The sequence below is a fragment of the Hymenobacter sp. H14-R3 genome (assembly GCF_030063445.1).
GTDB lineage: Bacteria > Bacteroidota > Bacteroidia > Cytophagales > Hymenobacteraceae > Hymenobacter.
On record NZ_JASITD010000041.1, the window covers coordinates 1 to 14739 of the forward strand.

Consider the following 14739-nt stretch of genomic DNA (forward strand, 5'->3'; position numbering starts at 1 on the left):
ACCTGCTCATCCGCTGGGCCAAAAAGCCGGAAAACTACCTGGCCATGCTCCATTTTGCCTGCGCCCGAATTACGTGGTACAATTGTCTTTTTGGGTGACGCTGTTTCCCTATTCGGATAGGCACTTATTGCGGCCGGCGCTCGTTGGCTGCGTGCACCTTGCCTTACCGCGCCCATGCCCGTTCGCCACTACCCTACCCTGCTCACTTACCTGGAAGGCAACCGCCGCCGCACGCCCGAATTTGATGATGTAACGTTGGAATTGGTGGAAGGCACCCTGCCGCCCAACCTGGTGGGTACGCTGCTGCGCAACGGCAACGGCCACTTCGAACAGCACGGCGTGCTCTACGACCACCTCTTCGACGGCGATGGCATGGTGGCGCGCTTTTGCTTTGACGGCCAGCGCGTAACGTACCGCAACCGCTACGTGCGCACCGACGAGTTTGTGGCTGAGGAAGCCGCCGATAAGATGCTGTACCGCAGCTTTGGCACCAACCTGCCCGGCGGGCTGCGGGCCAATTTTGGCAAAACGCAGTTCAAAAACACCGCCAATACCAGCCTCATCGAGCACGGCGGCCACCTGCTGGCGCTGTGGGAAGGCGGCCTGCCCCATGCCCTCGACCCCCACTCGCTGGCCACGCTGGGGCGCTTCGACTACGGCGGGGTGCTGCGCAACCCGTTTGGCTGGCTCGACCGGCGCATCACGCCCGAAATGCCGTTTTCGGCCCACCCCAAGGTGCACCCCACCACCGGCGTGCTGCACAATTTTGGCACCGTGGCGGGCCGCAAGCACCGGCTGGTGCTGTACGAGGTGAGCCCGGCCGGCGTGGCACGGGTGGCCCACGTGCTGCCACTGGCCGACGCCCACTTTGCCCACGACTTCGTGCTGACAGCCAGCGGGCACCAGATTTTCTTTCTCACGCCGGTGGCGTTCGATGTGTTTCGGGCCTTCGCAGGGCTCACCTCGCCGGCGGCCTCCATCAAGGTCGATGCCAGCCAGCCGACCCAGATTGTGGTGGTAGCCCCCGACGGCACCGTGCACCGGCTGCACACCGATTTTGGCTTCGCCTTCCACTTCGTGAATGGCTACCAGGACCCCACCGATGGCACGCTGGTAGTCGATGCGCTGCTGCTCGGCAACTACCCCGACTCGGCCAGCATCAAAGCGTATCTGGCTGGCAACCTGCCCGATGACCAAGCGCAGGCGCGGTTCGTGCGCTTCCGGCTCGACCTGGCGGCCGGCACCGTAGCCCGGCAATCATTGGGCGACTGCGAGGGCGAATTACCCGAGATTCACCCCGGCCGCCTGGGCCAGCCCTACCGCTACACCTGGACCATCGGGCGGCCCGCCAGCTCGCCCCAGCCCCTGCTCGACCACCTGCTCAAGCTCGACGTGCACACCGGCGAGGTGCGCCACGCCCACGCGCCCGCCACCCTGTGCAGCGAGCCCGTAGTGGTGCCCCGCCCCAATAGCCAGGCCGAAGACGATGGCTACCTGGCCTACCTGCGCTTCGACGCCAGCACCAGCACCACCGACCTGCTCGTGGCCGACGCTGCCGACCTGCGCACCTTAGCCCGCCTGCGGCTGCCGCACAATATTCCGCTGGGCTTTCATGGGCTGTGGCAGTAAGCAGGGAACTGCGGGCTTACCCTGCGCTTTCTACCGCGCGGCGAGCTTTTCGGCGTAGCGGCTTTTGGCCAAAAAAGCCGGGTAGTCGCTGATATTCAGGATATCATACACGGCCTGCTTTTTATCGGTCATTTCCTGATAGTAGCTCTGGCAGATGCGGTAGCCCACGAAGTAGCCAAGGTCGGCGGGCTTGGCGGCAGTTTCCTGGTCGTCATTGGCAATCCAGTTGTTCCAGTTGGGGCCCATCATTTCCTTGGTAAAATCAGCCCAGATTTCCTTTTCATGGCCCAGGCCGTAGGGCTGGAGGCGAGCGTTGGGCTGCTGGCCGGCGGTGAGCTCAGCCAGAAAATCGGCCATGCCCTCGTTGATGGACCCTTTCAGCAGGCTGCGGTCATTGCTCGGCTTCTGAATGTAGTGAATGTGCTCGTGCGCCACCAGGTAGGGCAGGTCGCTAAGGCTCTTGAAGCCGTTGCGCTCCCATAGGCTCAACTCGCCCAGGGGTACGCTGGGGGTGCGGCATAGCATATCGGCCCCCACCAGCAGCCCGCTGCCCGATATGGTACCGGCCGAGTTCCAACGGCCAATGACGAAGTAGACATTGGGGAAACGGGCCGCCGGGTATAGCTCCTTCAGCTTGACAAAGCCCGCCCTTATTTGCGGGGCCATGGTGGCAATGCGCAGCGTGTTGGGCCGAATAGCCTGGTAAAACGCGGGTTTGGCGCGCTGGTTTTTCACGAATAGCTTGGCCGAATAAATGCGCGCCGCGAAGTAGTCCTGCAAGCCCACGCTGGCCTTGTCAAAATACTCGCGCTGATAAGTAGCCTCGGCGCGGGCCGTGTCTTTGGCCGCCAGGTCGTAGGCGTGCCAAAACCGGGGAATGTCGCTGGTTACCAGTTCGGCCTGGTTTGGGTCGGTTAGGCGAAGGTCGGCCTGCGTCATGCGGCGCAGCACCTGGGCATATCCGGAGGTGGCGCGCAGGCTGGCCAGGTCCGTATCGGTGCGCAGCAGCGCCAGGTTGCGGAAACCCAGCCGCTGCGCCTGAATCAGGGCTTGCAGCGCGGGCGCAGGCTGGCCGGCCAGGGCGCGGGCGCAGGCCAGGTTGTAGTAGACGCTAGCCTTGCTCGACTGGCTAGGCTCGGCGGCGGCCTGCTGCTGCAAGAGCGCCGCCGCCTCGGCGTAGCGCTTGGCGTGCAGCGTGTGGCTGGCCCGCGCCCGCAGCGAATCGAGGGGCACGAGGGTGGTTTGGGCGGCGGCGGCCTGGGTTAGCAGCGCCGCCAGCAGCGTGGGCAGTAGCTTGTTACGCATGTACAAATGCCGTGGTATAGGTCGGGTAATAGTTCGCCAGCTAAGCTAGGGCCGGCCGGCCGGCAGCTCCGCTGCGTGGCCGGCCGGCCCTAGGCCTTGCGGCGGCGGATACTCAGGTAATCAAGATAATATAACACCTTGACCGACACGTTGTTATTGTGCGGTGTATTGGCCACGTTGGTCAGGTTATCGAAGTAGAGCGGGGTGGCCTCGTTGCCGAGCAGGGAGGTGGCGGTGGCATCCTTCCACACCAGGCTCACCTGCGAGCCGGGCGCAAACCACCACACCAGCGACGCATCGACGTTGAAGGCGCTGTAGCTGTTATTATGGTTGCGCTGGTAGCCGGGCAGGTCTTCTTCGGGGCCGCCGGGGTGCAGGCGCGCAAAGCTGAGGTAGCGCACGGTGCTCACGTAGTGGCGCACGCGCATCGTAAACGAGAGGCGGTTGGTAAACGTGTAGTTGGTGGTGAGCGTGTTGGTGAACGTCGACACGTTGCGGCGGCCCAGCAGCACGTCGGGGCCCAGGATGGAGCTGTAGAGCTGGTCTATCGGCTGGGCAAGGTCGAAGCCATCATTTACGTAGGCTATCTGATTCACTTTCAGGCCGTAGTCAAACGTGTAGCGAAAGTTTAGCTTGTCGCTCACGCGGTAGCGGGGGCTCAGGGTGAGGCCGTAGCCCATGCGGCGCGGGCGCTCGAAGCGCTCGTCTGTTTCGTAGGCCCGAATGCCGGCGTTTATATCGTAGGCCAGCTTTTTGCGGTAGTCGGAGGAGGCGTAGTAGCCCAGGTTGTAGCTGGTGGGCACCCGCACGTAGTAGCCGCCCAGCGGCGCGGTGCGCGGCTCGTAAAAGTCATGCTTGGCGAGGTCGATATTCAGGTTAAAGCCCGTAGATAAGAAGCTCTTGGTGAACGTGGTATTGAGGCTGCCGTAAAGGCCCGCATCTTGGTAAAGTAGCGGCTTGAACAGCAGCGACTGGTACACGCCCAGCGTGGTATACAGGTTATTGACCTTCCAGAATTGCTGATACTTATTGTAGTTGACGGTGGCCGACTGGCTCACGTTGTTGTTGCCAAACAGGATGCCCAGGTCGTTGGGGTTGTAGGTGTCCGACTCGATGCCGTGGTCCACGTTCCAAGTCCAGTTGCCCGAAACCTTGCCGTAGTTGAGGTAGTATTTGTAGCCGTTGCGGTCGCTCACCGGGGTTTCGGAAAACATATTTTGGCCGCGGCGCTGCGAGTAGTTGAGCTGGCCGTTGAAGGCGTGCTGGTTTTTCTTATCGGCAAAGCGAAAAACGCCGGCCGTCACGTTGGCGTCGTAGGTGGTGCCGGCGCGCGTTACGTTGGTGTTGATGAGCGACACGTACGAGTTGTGGGGCAGGCTTTGGTCGAGCACCACGATGTTGTAGTTGGTGAGCGGCTGGGTCAGCAGCTCGCGCTCGCGGCCGGTAGCGGTATCGCGCAGGGTGGCGTAGCTGGCCGCCGCCACAGCATTAAACACACCCACGCCCAGCCCCTTGCTGGTGCGCCCTGATACCTTGGTGGCGTTGAGTAGGCGCGTTACGCCGGGGTTGTGGTATAGCACTTCGCCCGGCCCCAGCTGCCCGCTCGCCTCGTTAAAGCCCAGCGGCTGCGCCCCCACCCGCCGCGAGTAGAACAGGCCGCCCTTGTTGAAGAGCTCGGTGCCCTCGGTGAAAAAGGCCCGGTTTTCCTGGTACTGCACCTCAAAGGGCGAGAGGTTAAGCACCTGATTATCACTGATAGTCTGGCCAAAATCGGGTATCAGGGTAGCATCGAGCGTGAAGCTCTCGTTGATGCCCCACTTAATGTCGGCCCCGGCGTTGAAGCTGGTGCTGGTGTTCTGCTTGCCCTGCTCGTTGTAGGGGTAGTGGTTGACGTAGCTGCTCACATAGGGCGTGAGCGAGAGGCGCAGCGGCGGGTGCAGGTCGCGCAGCTCAGTGAGCTCGCCCCACTGGTTCACAAAGCCATCCACGGCGGGCTTCACCTCGTTCCAGAACAGCTGCTGGTTATCTTTTTTACGCTGGCGCATAAAGTTGACGCCCCAGGTCTGCACATCGGCCGCTGCGAAGCGCAGCGCCGAGTACGGAATGCGCAGCTCCACGCTCCAGCCCTTGCCACCGGGCAGCGGGGCCACACGGCTCTCCCACACGGCGTTCCAGGCAAAGTCTTCGCCGTTGGCGGGCGAGTAGCGGCTGTCCATCTGCACGCCCGTGCTCAGCACAATGAAGCCGTAGCCGTTGAGGTGGTCGCGGTAGGGGTCGATAAAAATGGCGAAGTAATCGGTATTGCCGCCGTTGTCGCGCTGGGTCAACTCGTGCCGAATGCTGTCGGCATTGTTCTCTATCAGCTTGGCTCCCACGTACATGGCGGCATCGTCGTAGAGCACGCGCACTTCGGTGGGCAGGCGCTCGGGGCGGCCTGGCCGGGGTCGCTGCTCCGTAAACTGGCTCGCCACCGGGGCGCTGGCCCAGGCTGCTTCGTCAAGCACGCCATCAAGCTTAATGGGCGCGGCTGTGCGCTGAGCGGCCAGCTGGCGGCGCGGCGTAGCTGTGGCGGCGGGGGCACCGGGCAGGCTTTTTTGGGCCGCGGCCGGGGCCAGTCCAATCAGGAAAAGACAGCACAGCAGCAGGCCAATCGGCCACTGCTTGGCTAGTAAGAAAAACATGAGGGGCGGGTGAATAAAAGTGCGGCAGGGCCATAGACGCAGGCATTGGCCCGGCCGTTGTCTGGCGCCCCAAGTATTTTACAGCGCAATTCAGGTTATCGGCTCCGGTCGGACGGCTCTGCCATCAGACCGGTTGTCGCGAGAACAATGGTTGAACGACTGACCAAACGGCGCATCCCTCAACCGGTCGGCCGGCTCCGCCGTCGGACCGGAGCTGGTAACCTGAATTGGAAATGGCGCTAGTAGCGCGAAGCTTCCGCTTCGTGTGTGAGCGGTACCGCGCCAGGGTCGTCCGGCTCTGCCTGCTCGTTGCGCTCGCGCACGAAGCAGGAGCTTCGCGCTACTGCTGCTTGCGAAAAAACACGTCGCCGCTCACCGATTCGAGCTTCACCAGCGGGCCGCCGCCGGGGCCGTAGCTGCCGTGCAGCTCGTAGCCCACGTAGCTTTTTTCCTGGAGGTTGCGGAAGGTTACGGCCGGGTCGGCGTACACTTCGCCGCTCACGGTGTGCAGGCTCAGGTCGGCGCTTTGGCCGGCGGGCCAGCTGGCATCCACGTTGCCGCTCACGCTGGCGGCGCGCACCGGCGCGGTGCCGGGCTGTTGCAGCTTCACATCGCCGCTCACGCTACGGGCCGTGACGGGGCCGGCCAGGGCGCTCAGTAAGATGTTGCCGCTCACCGTGTTAACGAAGATGGTGCCGCGTAGGGCGCTCAGGTCGAGGTCGCCGGTGATGGTCTTGATGCGCAGGTCGGTGCCAGCGGGCAGCGTTACCTCGTAGTCGATGTGGGCGCAGTAGTTGTAGGCGTGGCGGCCCGCGCCGCTTTCCGTGCGCCGGTTGCCGGGCCGGTTCACGTTCACGCCGTCCGAGTTGCTGTTGAAGTTGCCACCGGTGCAATCGCCCGTAAAGTGGCTCTGGCGCAGCAGGTTATCGTCCAGCTTTTCTTCCACCCGCAGCTCGTCGCCGGCCTTGTCCAGCACCAGGCTGTAGGCGTCGTTTTGCTGGTTGTCGTTGATGCTCACCTTGGCCTGCACGCTCAGCCCGGTACCCGGCCGCACCCGGATACTTTGGGCAAATTTCAGGTCCAGCACCACCGCCTGCCCGGCGGCCAGCGTGGCGGTTTGCGATACCAGGCGCTGGGCCAGGGCGGGCGCGCAGCTGCTGAATAGCAGCCCGGCGACGAGTAGAAAGCGATTCATAAGGATAGGTAAGTGACTGAAGTGCTAAAGGATTGTTATTGCGAGGAGGAAAGACAGGCATCTTACTTGCTTTTGCGCACGAAAATGTCGCCGCTAATTGTCTTGAGCGAAAAGGTGGTGCCGCCGCCATTGGCGCGGCCTTCCACGGTTTGGCCGCCCACGTGGCGCAGGCCGTTGCCGCCGCCCAGGTTGAGGTCGAAATCGGTGTAGATTTCGCCCGAAATTGAGCGCATCGACAGGCTCAGCTTGGCGCTGGCGGGTAGGCTCACGTCCACGTCGCCGCTCACCGACGAAATGGCGCTGGGCTGGGTGGGCGTGGCGCTGAACTTCACCTGAATGTCGCCGCTGATGGTGTTGGCCACGATGGGGCCGCTCACGTTCAGCAGCCGCAAATCACCCGATTGCAGGCTGATTTCGATGCGTCCGGCCAGGTCGCGCATCGTCAGGTCGTCGGAGCCGCCCCAGCCGCCCTGAGCAAACGACACGTCGGTTTGGCGCGGCAGGCGCACCGTGTAGTGCCCCTCGTTGCGCCCCGCCTTGCCAATGCGAATGGTGTTGTCGCCGGCCTGCGTCACGGCCAGGCCCAGGCGGGTGTTATCGTTGCCGCCGCTGTACACGGGGCGCAGGCCGTTGGCCAGGGCCGGCGGGGCCTCGTAGCCGCCCCGGCCGCTGATGAGCAGCTCGTCGCCGTCGTAGCCCTCCACCGTCACGTCGGAGCCGCGCATGTCGAGCACCACTTTGCGGTTGGTGGGGCTGTTGAATTTCATTTTAAACTCCTGGGCGCGCAGCGTCGCCGGCAGGGCCAGCGCGCACGCCAGCAGCGGAATAAGGGCAAATTTTTTCATGATAACGTGGAAACGTAGCTGTAGGGCAAGCTTTAGCTTACCGGCGCCAGGCTGATAACTAATTGATTGTTAATTTATTACGGAGCAGATGACTCTAGCGCCGGCAAGCTAAAGCTTACCCTACACTTAAATCAGTTGGCCCAGGCCATTTTCGGCCTGCTGGCGCACGGCGGGCAGCGCATCGCGCCTCTTGGCCAGCTCTTCGAGGCCAGGCACGGCGCGCTTTTCGCGCAGCGTCACCAGCGTTTCGATGAGGGTAATCTGCACGTTGGGGTCAGTTTGCAAGGGCAGCGCCTCCACCAGCGCGGGGCCCACGCGGGGGTCGGCGCGCAGCCGGAACAGCGCCTCGCAGGCGGCCAGCCGCACGTTGGGGTTGGGGTCGGTGTCGAGGGTATGAATAAGCGTGAGCACGGCCGGGTCGTTGGGCTCGACCACCGCGGCCGGGGCTTGGCTCACCAGCTGCAAGCGCTGGCTGGCCGTGGCCGGCAGCTGCCGCGCCGCCGCCAATTGCGCCGACAGCGTGGGGCCCGCCGCCGGCGCAGTTTGCGCCAGCGGTGCGGCCGGCTGGCCACCGCGCAACAACAGGCCCAGCAGCGCGCCAATGGCTACCAGCGCCACGCTGGCCGCGATGCGCAGCCACTGCTGATTGTTATTTTTAACCTGTTGATTATCTTTTGATTGCGCATCAATTTGAGTAGCTACTAACGGCTGGCCACCACGGGCCACCATCAAGCCGGCAGGCAAAGCCGCCGCCAGCTTCGCCTTTTCTTCCTCCAGCATGGCCAGAAAATTATCGCGCAGGGCCAGCGGGGGCACCTCAGCCGGCAACGCATCCAGGTCACTGAAGAGCAGGCGCAACTCGGCCAGCTCGGTCTGGCAGGCGGGGCAAGTGGGCAGGTGCGCGGCCAGGTGGGCCGCCTCGGGCGGCAGCGGCTGGCCATCGGCCAGCTCGGGCAGCCAGGGCCGCAGCGCGGCGCAGGTGGGGTCAATAAGGTGGAAATCGCTAGCGTGGCTCATGGCAGGGTAAAAGCAGAAGTTATTTTTTATAAAGTATTATTTATCAATAAGTTAACTCAGGTAAATTTTGCGAAGCGCATCCAGCGCGCGGTGGGCTTTTACGCGGGCGGCGCCAGCGGTGCAGCCGAGCTGCTCGCCTATTTCGGCGTAGTCGAAGCCCTGGAAGCGGTGCAGCACCAGCACCTCGCGCTGGGCGGCGGGCAGCAGGGCCAGGGCTTCGTGCAGGGCCTGGTGCTGGTCGGTGGCGGCGCGCTGGGCCTGGGCGGCGCGGCCGTGGGCGGCGGTTTTTTCCACTTCCTCCAGGTCGGCGGTGGGGCGCTGGCGCTGGTAGTGGTCGGCCCACACGTGGCGGGCCAGTTGGTACACCCAGGCCCGAAACGCCTGGCCCGGCTGGAAGCTGGCGCGGTAGCGCAGCACCCGCACAAATACGTTCTGGGTCAGGTCCTGGGCCACCTCGCGGTCGCCGTTGGCCAGGCGGGCCAGGAAGCCAAAGAGTGGCCCCTGGTAGCGCTCAAACAGCCCGGTTAGCTGGTCGAAGTCGCCGGCTTGCACCTGGGCCATCAGGGCTTCGTCGCTGAACGTGAGGGCGGAGACGGCGGGCATCCGGGCAGTGGGTAAAGGGTCAGGAGGAGCGGGATTTACTGGGAGTACCGGCAGCGTAGCCATACGTTACAGGGGAAGAAAAAATAGTTTGTAAAAAGCCCGCCGCCGACCGCGCCGGGCACAAAAAAGCGGGCCGGCACGCTGGTATCCAGCCGGCCGACCCGCTCACTATCTACTTGTTTTACAAGTACTTAATTTTCGCTTATGTTGATAGTAAAGCTCGACGAGTTGCCTTTGCCGCTCACCGGCTGGCCCAGCACCTGGCGGTAGCGCGCTACCTGGGCCGGCGTGAGGGCCTTGCCATTCACGCGCCCCCCCTTGTCATTGAGCTGAAAGGAAAAGCTGCGCTCGTCCTTGCTAATCAGGCCATCCTGGCGCAGGGCGGCGCGCAGCTCGGCCGTTTTGGGCGCAGGCGGGGGCGGGGGTGCGGGCAGGGTCTGGGGCGGCACCGGGCCTAGCGGGCCCAAAGGCGTCCGCGGGGCGCGCGGCGGGGCCGGCATCCGCGAGCGGCCGGTTTCCTGCTCCAACGCCCGCAGCTCGGCGGCATCGGCGGCCATGCGGGCGCGCAGCTCGGCGCGGCGGCCGGCCAGCTCGGCGCGGCTGGTTTCGTGGTCGGCTTGCGCGGCATCGCGGTCGGCCTGGGCCGCGTCGCGGTCAGCTTCCTCGGCCGCGCGGTCGGCTTGGGCTGCGTCGCGGTCCGCCTGGGCGGCCGCGCGGTCGGCCTTGCCAGGGCCGGATTTATAGATTTTTAGCCGGTTGTTTTTAATGTAAAAGCGCGGGTCGTTGGGGCGGTGGGCCGTGGCGGACCCCTTCACGTTGAAATGAAATTCGCGAAACGCGCTGCCATTCCCGAAGGTGCGCGTGCTGGCACTCTCCTTCTCCAGCTTGCGCAACTCCTTTTCCATTTCCTGGCGCTGCTCGGTGGTCAGGTCGGGGTTGCGCAGGGCTTCGGCCAGGCCCCGGCGGGCGGTACGAAGGGCATCCTCCCCCACCGTAGTAGTCGAAAAACCGAAGCTAAACGACGAGTTGCCGGGGCGCTCGGGCGTTTCGGGCCGCTCGAAGCGCAGGGCGGGGTCGGGCACCCGCACCACTTCTACGGTGCGCACGGGTTTGGCACGCTTGGCTTTCTTGCCGGTGTTCGTTTCGACGCGCTCGCCATTGACGGTCAGGTTCACGACGCGGCCTTTCTTATCCTTCTCGATAACTACCGTGCTGGCCGGGCCCCGGCGCGGCGGGCGCGCCAAGCGTAGCTGCTCACCATTAAGCACGTCTACGCGCACTACTTTATCCAGCTGGCGCGGCGCTTCGGCCATCGGGGGCGCGGGCGGCGCGGGCGGCAGCGGGGGCATTGCCACCACCGGCCGGCGGGCGGTATCGGTGGGCGTAGCGGGGCGCGTGCCCTGCTGCGGCGCGGCGGCCGGGGCGGGGCTGGCGGCCAGCACCACGCCCGTGCTCAGGCCCAGCAAACCGAGCAGCGTGAGCGAACCCGCCAGCAGCCGCTCGCTCATAGTGGGGGCTTCGGGGCGGCCCAGCGCCAGCCGGCGCACCCGCGCCAGCAGCGAGCCGCGGCCACCCGGGCCAGCCGCTGCCAGGGCCAGGCGGGGCGTGGGGGCGTAGGTGGCTTCCAGCTCGGCCAGGGCGGCCAGGGCGCGGGCCACCCGCAGGCGGTCGCCGCCGCAGAGAGCAGCGGCCTGGTCGTCGCAGCAGTTTTCGCGCTCGGCGCGCAGGCAATGCGCCATAAACCACACGGCGGGATGGTAGAAAAACAATACTTCGGCCACCGCCAGGCCCAGGTTGAGCAGGTAGTCGCGGCGCACAATGTGCGCCAGCTCGTGGGCCAGCAGTGCCTCCAGCAGGCTGGGGCTCAGGCCGGCCACCGCGCCCAGCGGCAGCAAAATCACCGGCCGCAAGTGGCCCAGCACCAGCGGCCCCGCCACCCGCGCCGACTCCAGCAGCGCCACCGGCCGGCGCAGCCCCGCGCGGGCGGCCAGCGCCGCCAGGCGCTGCTGCCACTCGGCGCCCAGCGCCTGGGTACCCGCCCGGCGCAGCCGGCCCGCGTAGAGCAGGCCGCCCGCCAGCCGGCCGCTCATCAGCAGCAGGCCCAGCAGCCAGGCCACCACCACGAGGGGCAGGTAAGCCTCTATCAATCGGCTGGTTACGCGCAGCCAAACCAGCGGCGCAGCTATGTGAGCAGGCGCAGCCGCAGTAGCCAACGTAGCCGGCAACGCGCCCGCCGCCGCCGCGGGCGCAGGGGCAGCCTGGCTGGTTTTTACGGAAAGCCCAGCGGTGGTTTTCAACGCAACGGCCGCTTGGGTTTCAACTATTGAGGCCACCGGGGCCGTCTGGTAATAGTAGCCCAGCGTCAGCCCCGCGGCCAGCACCAGCGTGCCCAGCGCGGCGGCCGATGCGGCGTACCGCACCTCGGCCCGCTGGCGGCGCAGCAGGGGCAGCACGCCCGCCAGCAGCAGCGCCAGCACGCCGCCCTGCCACAGCGAGTGCAGCAGCGCGTATCCCACGCCCCGCACCAGCGCGGGCGATACTAATTCTTCAAGCAACGGGCGCATGGTCATCGGGAGTAGAGGGTGAGGGAGTGGCATTCTGAATCTCAATGTCGTTGAGCAGGCGGCGAATCTGGGCCAGCTCGTCGGGCGAGGTTTTGCGGTTGCCCAGCGCCTGCATCACCAGCTTCAGGGCCGAGCCGCCGAAGGTGGCGGCCACAAACTTGTCGAGCAGCAGCCCCTGGGTATCCTGCTCGCGCACGGCGGCCCGGTAAATGTGGCTGCGGCCTTCATCGTCGCGCTGCACCAGGCCTTTTTCCAGCATCAGCTGCATGATTTTCAAGGTTGTGGTGTAGCCGATTTCGCGCTGCTGGCTCAACTGCTCGTTCACGGTGCGCACCGTGGCGGGGCCGTGCTGCCAAAGCACGTGTAATATTTCCAGCTCAGAATCCGTAGGTTTAGGGGGCGCTTTGGGCATGGTTAACGGCGAAAAAGTTTCGTACGAATGATTTCGTAGGACAAAGGTTATACGACAGCCTTCGTAGTTACAATTGCAATGTACGAAATTTATCGTATAATGAGTCAATAAGCTGATAATCAGTTTAATTATTTTTATCCCCTCGCTTTATGCCTTCGCCCGATAAGTCGCTTGCAGCCTTCCGCCAGGCGTATTTTGGGGCCATCGACAGCTACCTGGCTTGGCACGACGGCTTCCAGTACCACACTGACCTGGCCGGCCTCGACGCGCTCACGCCCGCCCAGCAGCAGCAGGCGGCTGAGGAGCTGCTCGCCGGCCTGCGCGCCGGTACCGCCGACGCCCGCGCCATGCTGGGCCTGGGCCACCTGCGCTACGCCGAGGCGTTGCCCCTACTCCACCAGTGTCTGCGTCAAAGCTTTGCCACCTACTACGCCCTGCAAGCCATTGCCCAGATAAATCCCGCCGGCTTTTACCCGCCCGTAGTAGCCGGCTTGTTGGCTGACCCGACCAAGCAGCACCAGTACCTGGATTTGGATTTGGTGATTGGGCTGCGCGAATGCTTCACGCTGCCGCAGTTGGGCCCACTCATTCCGCCGCTCATTTTCGCCCTCCTGGCTAATAAGGACAACCTCGTGCGTAGCCACGCGCTGCACGGGGTGCGCCTGCTCTCGGGCAGCGCCACCGCCGCCCAGCTGGCCGACTATAACCCGCAGCGCATCAAGGCCGATGAGGTATTTCAGCTGCTCGTCAAGAATAAGGAGCCCCAGAATTTTTGCCGCGCGCAGCAGCTATTGCTCACGCAGCTGCCACCCGAAACGGTGGCAACCTTTCTGCCATACCCTACCTAACCTGCTAACTTACTTGCGCTTACGCACCAGCGTCACCCGCGCCCGGTGGCAAATACCGCCCAGCGGCGGGTTGAACTTCGACACGCTCACCTGCGCCCGCCGCACCTGCGGAAACTCACTCATAATGCGGTCGAGAATGCGGTGAGCCAGGTGCTCCAGCAGGCGGGCCGGCAGCTGCATTTCGGCCAGCACCAGGCGGTAGAGCACCTCGTAGTTCACGGTTTCGGCCAGCTTGTCGGAGGCCCCGGCGGCGTGCAGGTCGGTTTTGAGGTGCAGGTCGACGCCGTACTTATTTCCGATTTTCTGCTCCTCGTCGTAATACCCGTGGAAGGCAAAAAATTCGAGTCCTTCGAGTGCAATCTGTCCCATTATGTCTGAACCGCGGATTTATCGGATTCGTCGGATTAATCGGATTTTGATGACGAAGGCGGGCCGCAGTGGGCCGCAAAAGTAGGACTGCCCGGTGGCCCGCCCTCTGCACGCGCACAAAAAAAGGGCTGCCCACCGGGCAGCCCTCCTCCTATCATTTTAATCCGAATTACATCATCAAAATCCGACTAATTCGAAGAATCCGATAAATCCGTGGTTTAGATTTCGTCAAAGAATGACTTCTCCCCCACTGGCTCGGCCTGTGGCTTGGCCGCCATGCCAGGGTGCGTCATGGGCTGGGGCTGCTGAATTTCGGGGTGGCTGGGGCCGATAGGCTGAATCTCGGGGCGCATGGGCTCCACGTAGGGCGCGGGCGGGTTGGGTACCTGCTCGGGGCCGGGCTGGTCGATGTGCGGAGCGGGCGCAATGCCGGGGTTTTCGCGCGGCGCCTGGGGGCGCTCGATGTCGGGGCGGGGGGCTTGGTCGGGGTTGCGGGGGTCGGGCTGCTGGCCGGGCTTGGGGTTGTAGCCGGTGGGCGCAGTGCCGCCGGGCGTGGGCTGAGTAGCGCGGGCCGCGGGGCCATTGGCGCCGAAGCTGGCGGCGGGCGTGGGCGCGATGGCGGCAGCCGTGGCGCGGGAAGAATCGGTGGTAACGTTCATATCGGGGGTGGGGCTAGGTTCGGGGGCCGGCGCATCGGCCGGCCGCTTTACCTGTACGCTCGCCGCCCGCGAAAGGATGGCCGTGGGGCCGTTTTTGGGGCGCGCGCGGGCGCGCTCCACTTTTTCCAGCGCATCGGAGGCCAGGTGGTGCAGGCCGCGCACCAACGTATCAAGCTGCTGCTCAAGGCTTTGACATTCATGGCCCAGGCCGCTCACTTCCTTCTGCATGTCGGCCACGGTTTTTTCGGCCGTTTGGTACGCTTCGTCCACAATGGCGCGGGCGCGCTGGCGGGCCTCCGACAGGGTTTGCTCGGCCAGGAGCTGGGCCTCGCGGCGGCGCAGGTCGGCGTCGCGCTGGGCCTGCTCAGTGATGGAATTGCCGGTGTCCTCGGCCGTTTTAAGGGTGCGGTAGAGGGAGGACTCTACTTCGCGCATTTTTTGCACGTCGTGCAACGCGTGCTCCAGCTTGAGGCGTAGCTCGCGGTTCTCATCGCCCAGGCGCTCCCACTGCTGCGACACCGTGCTCAGGAAGGCCTGCACCTCGTCTTTATCGACGCCCCGGAAGGACTTTTCAAACGTTTTCTGCCGGATATCGAGGGCCGTAATTTTCAT

12 protein-coding genes and 1 pseudogene are annotated in these 14739 nt (G+C 64.5%); 3 read left to right on the plus strand and 10 right to left on the minus strand.

Annotation, left to right across the window (positions count from 1 at the left end; all coding sequences use genetic code 11):
* A pseudogene (locus QMK33_RS22020) lies at positions 1 to 98 on the plus strand (IS5/IS1182 family transposase); the annotation flags it as partial.
* Between the two features lie 76 nt (positions 99 to 174).
* On the plus strand, positions 175 to 1629 hold the full coding sequence (locus QMK33_RS22025) for a carotenoid oxygenase family protein (protein WP_283566787.1): 1455 nt from the start codon (positions 175 to 177) through the stop codon (positions 1627 to 1629).
* Between the two features lie 30 nt (positions 1630 to 1659).
* Here the strand turns inward: QMK33_RS22025 and QMK33_RS22030 are convergent, their stop codons facing one another.
* From QMK33_RS22030 to QMK33_RS22065, 8 genes are all read right to left on the minus strand, one after another.
* A complete protein-coding gene (locus QMK33_RS22030; protein WP_283566788.1) occupies positions 1660 to 2934 on the minus strand; it encodes a gliding motility protein GldB-related protein in 1275 nt (424 codons plus the stop codon).
* 89 nt (positions 2935 to 3023) lie between these two features.
* Complete coding sequence (locus tag QMK33_RS22035) at positions 3024 to 5615, minus strand: DUF5916 domain-containing protein (protein WP_283566789.1); 2592 nt, start codon at positions 5613 to 5615, stop codon at positions 3024 to 3026.
* Between the two features lie 340 nt (positions 5616 to 5955).
* Positions 5956 to 6810 carry a DUF4097 family beta strand repeat-containing protein gene (locus QMK33_RS22040; protein WP_283566790.1) on the minus strand — a complete coding sequence of 285 codons (855 nt, stop codon included), beginning with the start codon at positions 6808 to 6810 and terminating at the stop codon, positions 5956 to 5958.
* Positions 6811 to 6872: 62 nt separating this feature from the next.
* Positions 6873 to 7655, minus strand: a complete 783-nt coding sequence (locus QMK33_RS22045) for a DUF4097 family beta strand repeat-containing protein (RefSeq protein ID WP_283566791.1) — start codon at positions 7653 to 7655, stop codon at positions 6873 to 6875.
* A 126-nt stretch (positions 7656 to 7781) separates the two neighbouring features.
* Positions 7782 to 8672 carry a HEAT repeat domain-containing protein gene (locus QMK33_RS22050; protein WP_283566792.1) on the minus strand — a complete coding sequence of 297 codons (891 nt, stop codon included), beginning with the start codon at positions 8670 to 8672 and terminating at the stop codon, positions 7782 to 7784.
* Positions 8673 to 8723: 51 nt separating this feature from the next.
* On the minus strand, positions 8724 to 9275 hold the full coding sequence (locus QMK33_RS22055; protein WP_283566793.1) for an RNA polymerase sigma factor: 552 nt from the start codon (positions 9273 to 9275) through the stop codon (positions 8724 to 8726).
* Positions 9276 to 9466: 191 nt separating this feature from the next.
* Entirely contained in the window at positions 9467 to 11839 is a 2373-nt protein-coding gene (locus tag QMK33_RS22060; protein ID WP_283566794.1) for a M56 family metallopeptidase, read from the minus strand.
* Positions 11823 to 12251 carry a BlaI/MecI/CopY family transcriptional regulator gene (locus QMK33_RS22065; RefSeq protein ID WP_283566795.1) on the minus strand — a complete coding sequence of 143 codons (429 nt, stop codon included), beginning with the start codon at positions 12249 to 12251 and terminating at the stop codon, positions 11823 to 11825. The genes QMK33_RS22060 and QMK33_RS22065 overlap by 17 nt, the downstream gene beginning before the upstream one ends.
* 149 nt (positions 12252 to 12400) lie before the next feature.
* Here QMK33_RS22065 and QMK33_RS22070 point away from each other — a divergent pair, with 149 nt between their 5' ends.
* Positions 12401 to 13099, plus strand: coding sequence for a hypothetical protein (locus tag QMK33_RS22070; protein WP_283566796.1), 699 nt, complete (start codon positions 12401 to 12403; stop codon positions 13097 to 13099).
* Positions 13100 to 13108: 9 nt separating this feature from the next.
* Here the strand turns inward: QMK33_RS22070 and folB are convergent, their stop codons facing one another.
* Complete coding sequence (folB, locus tag QMK33_RS22075; RefSeq protein ID WP_283566797.1) at positions 13109 to 13468, minus strand: dihydroneopterin aldolase; 360 nt, start codon at positions 13466 to 13468, stop codon at positions 13109 to 13111.
* A gap of 218 nt (positions 13469 to 13686) precedes the next feature.
* Entirely contained in the window at positions 13687 to 14739 is a 1053-nt protein-coding gene (locus QMK33_RS22080; protein ID WP_283566798.1) for a DivIVA domain-containing protein, read from the minus strand.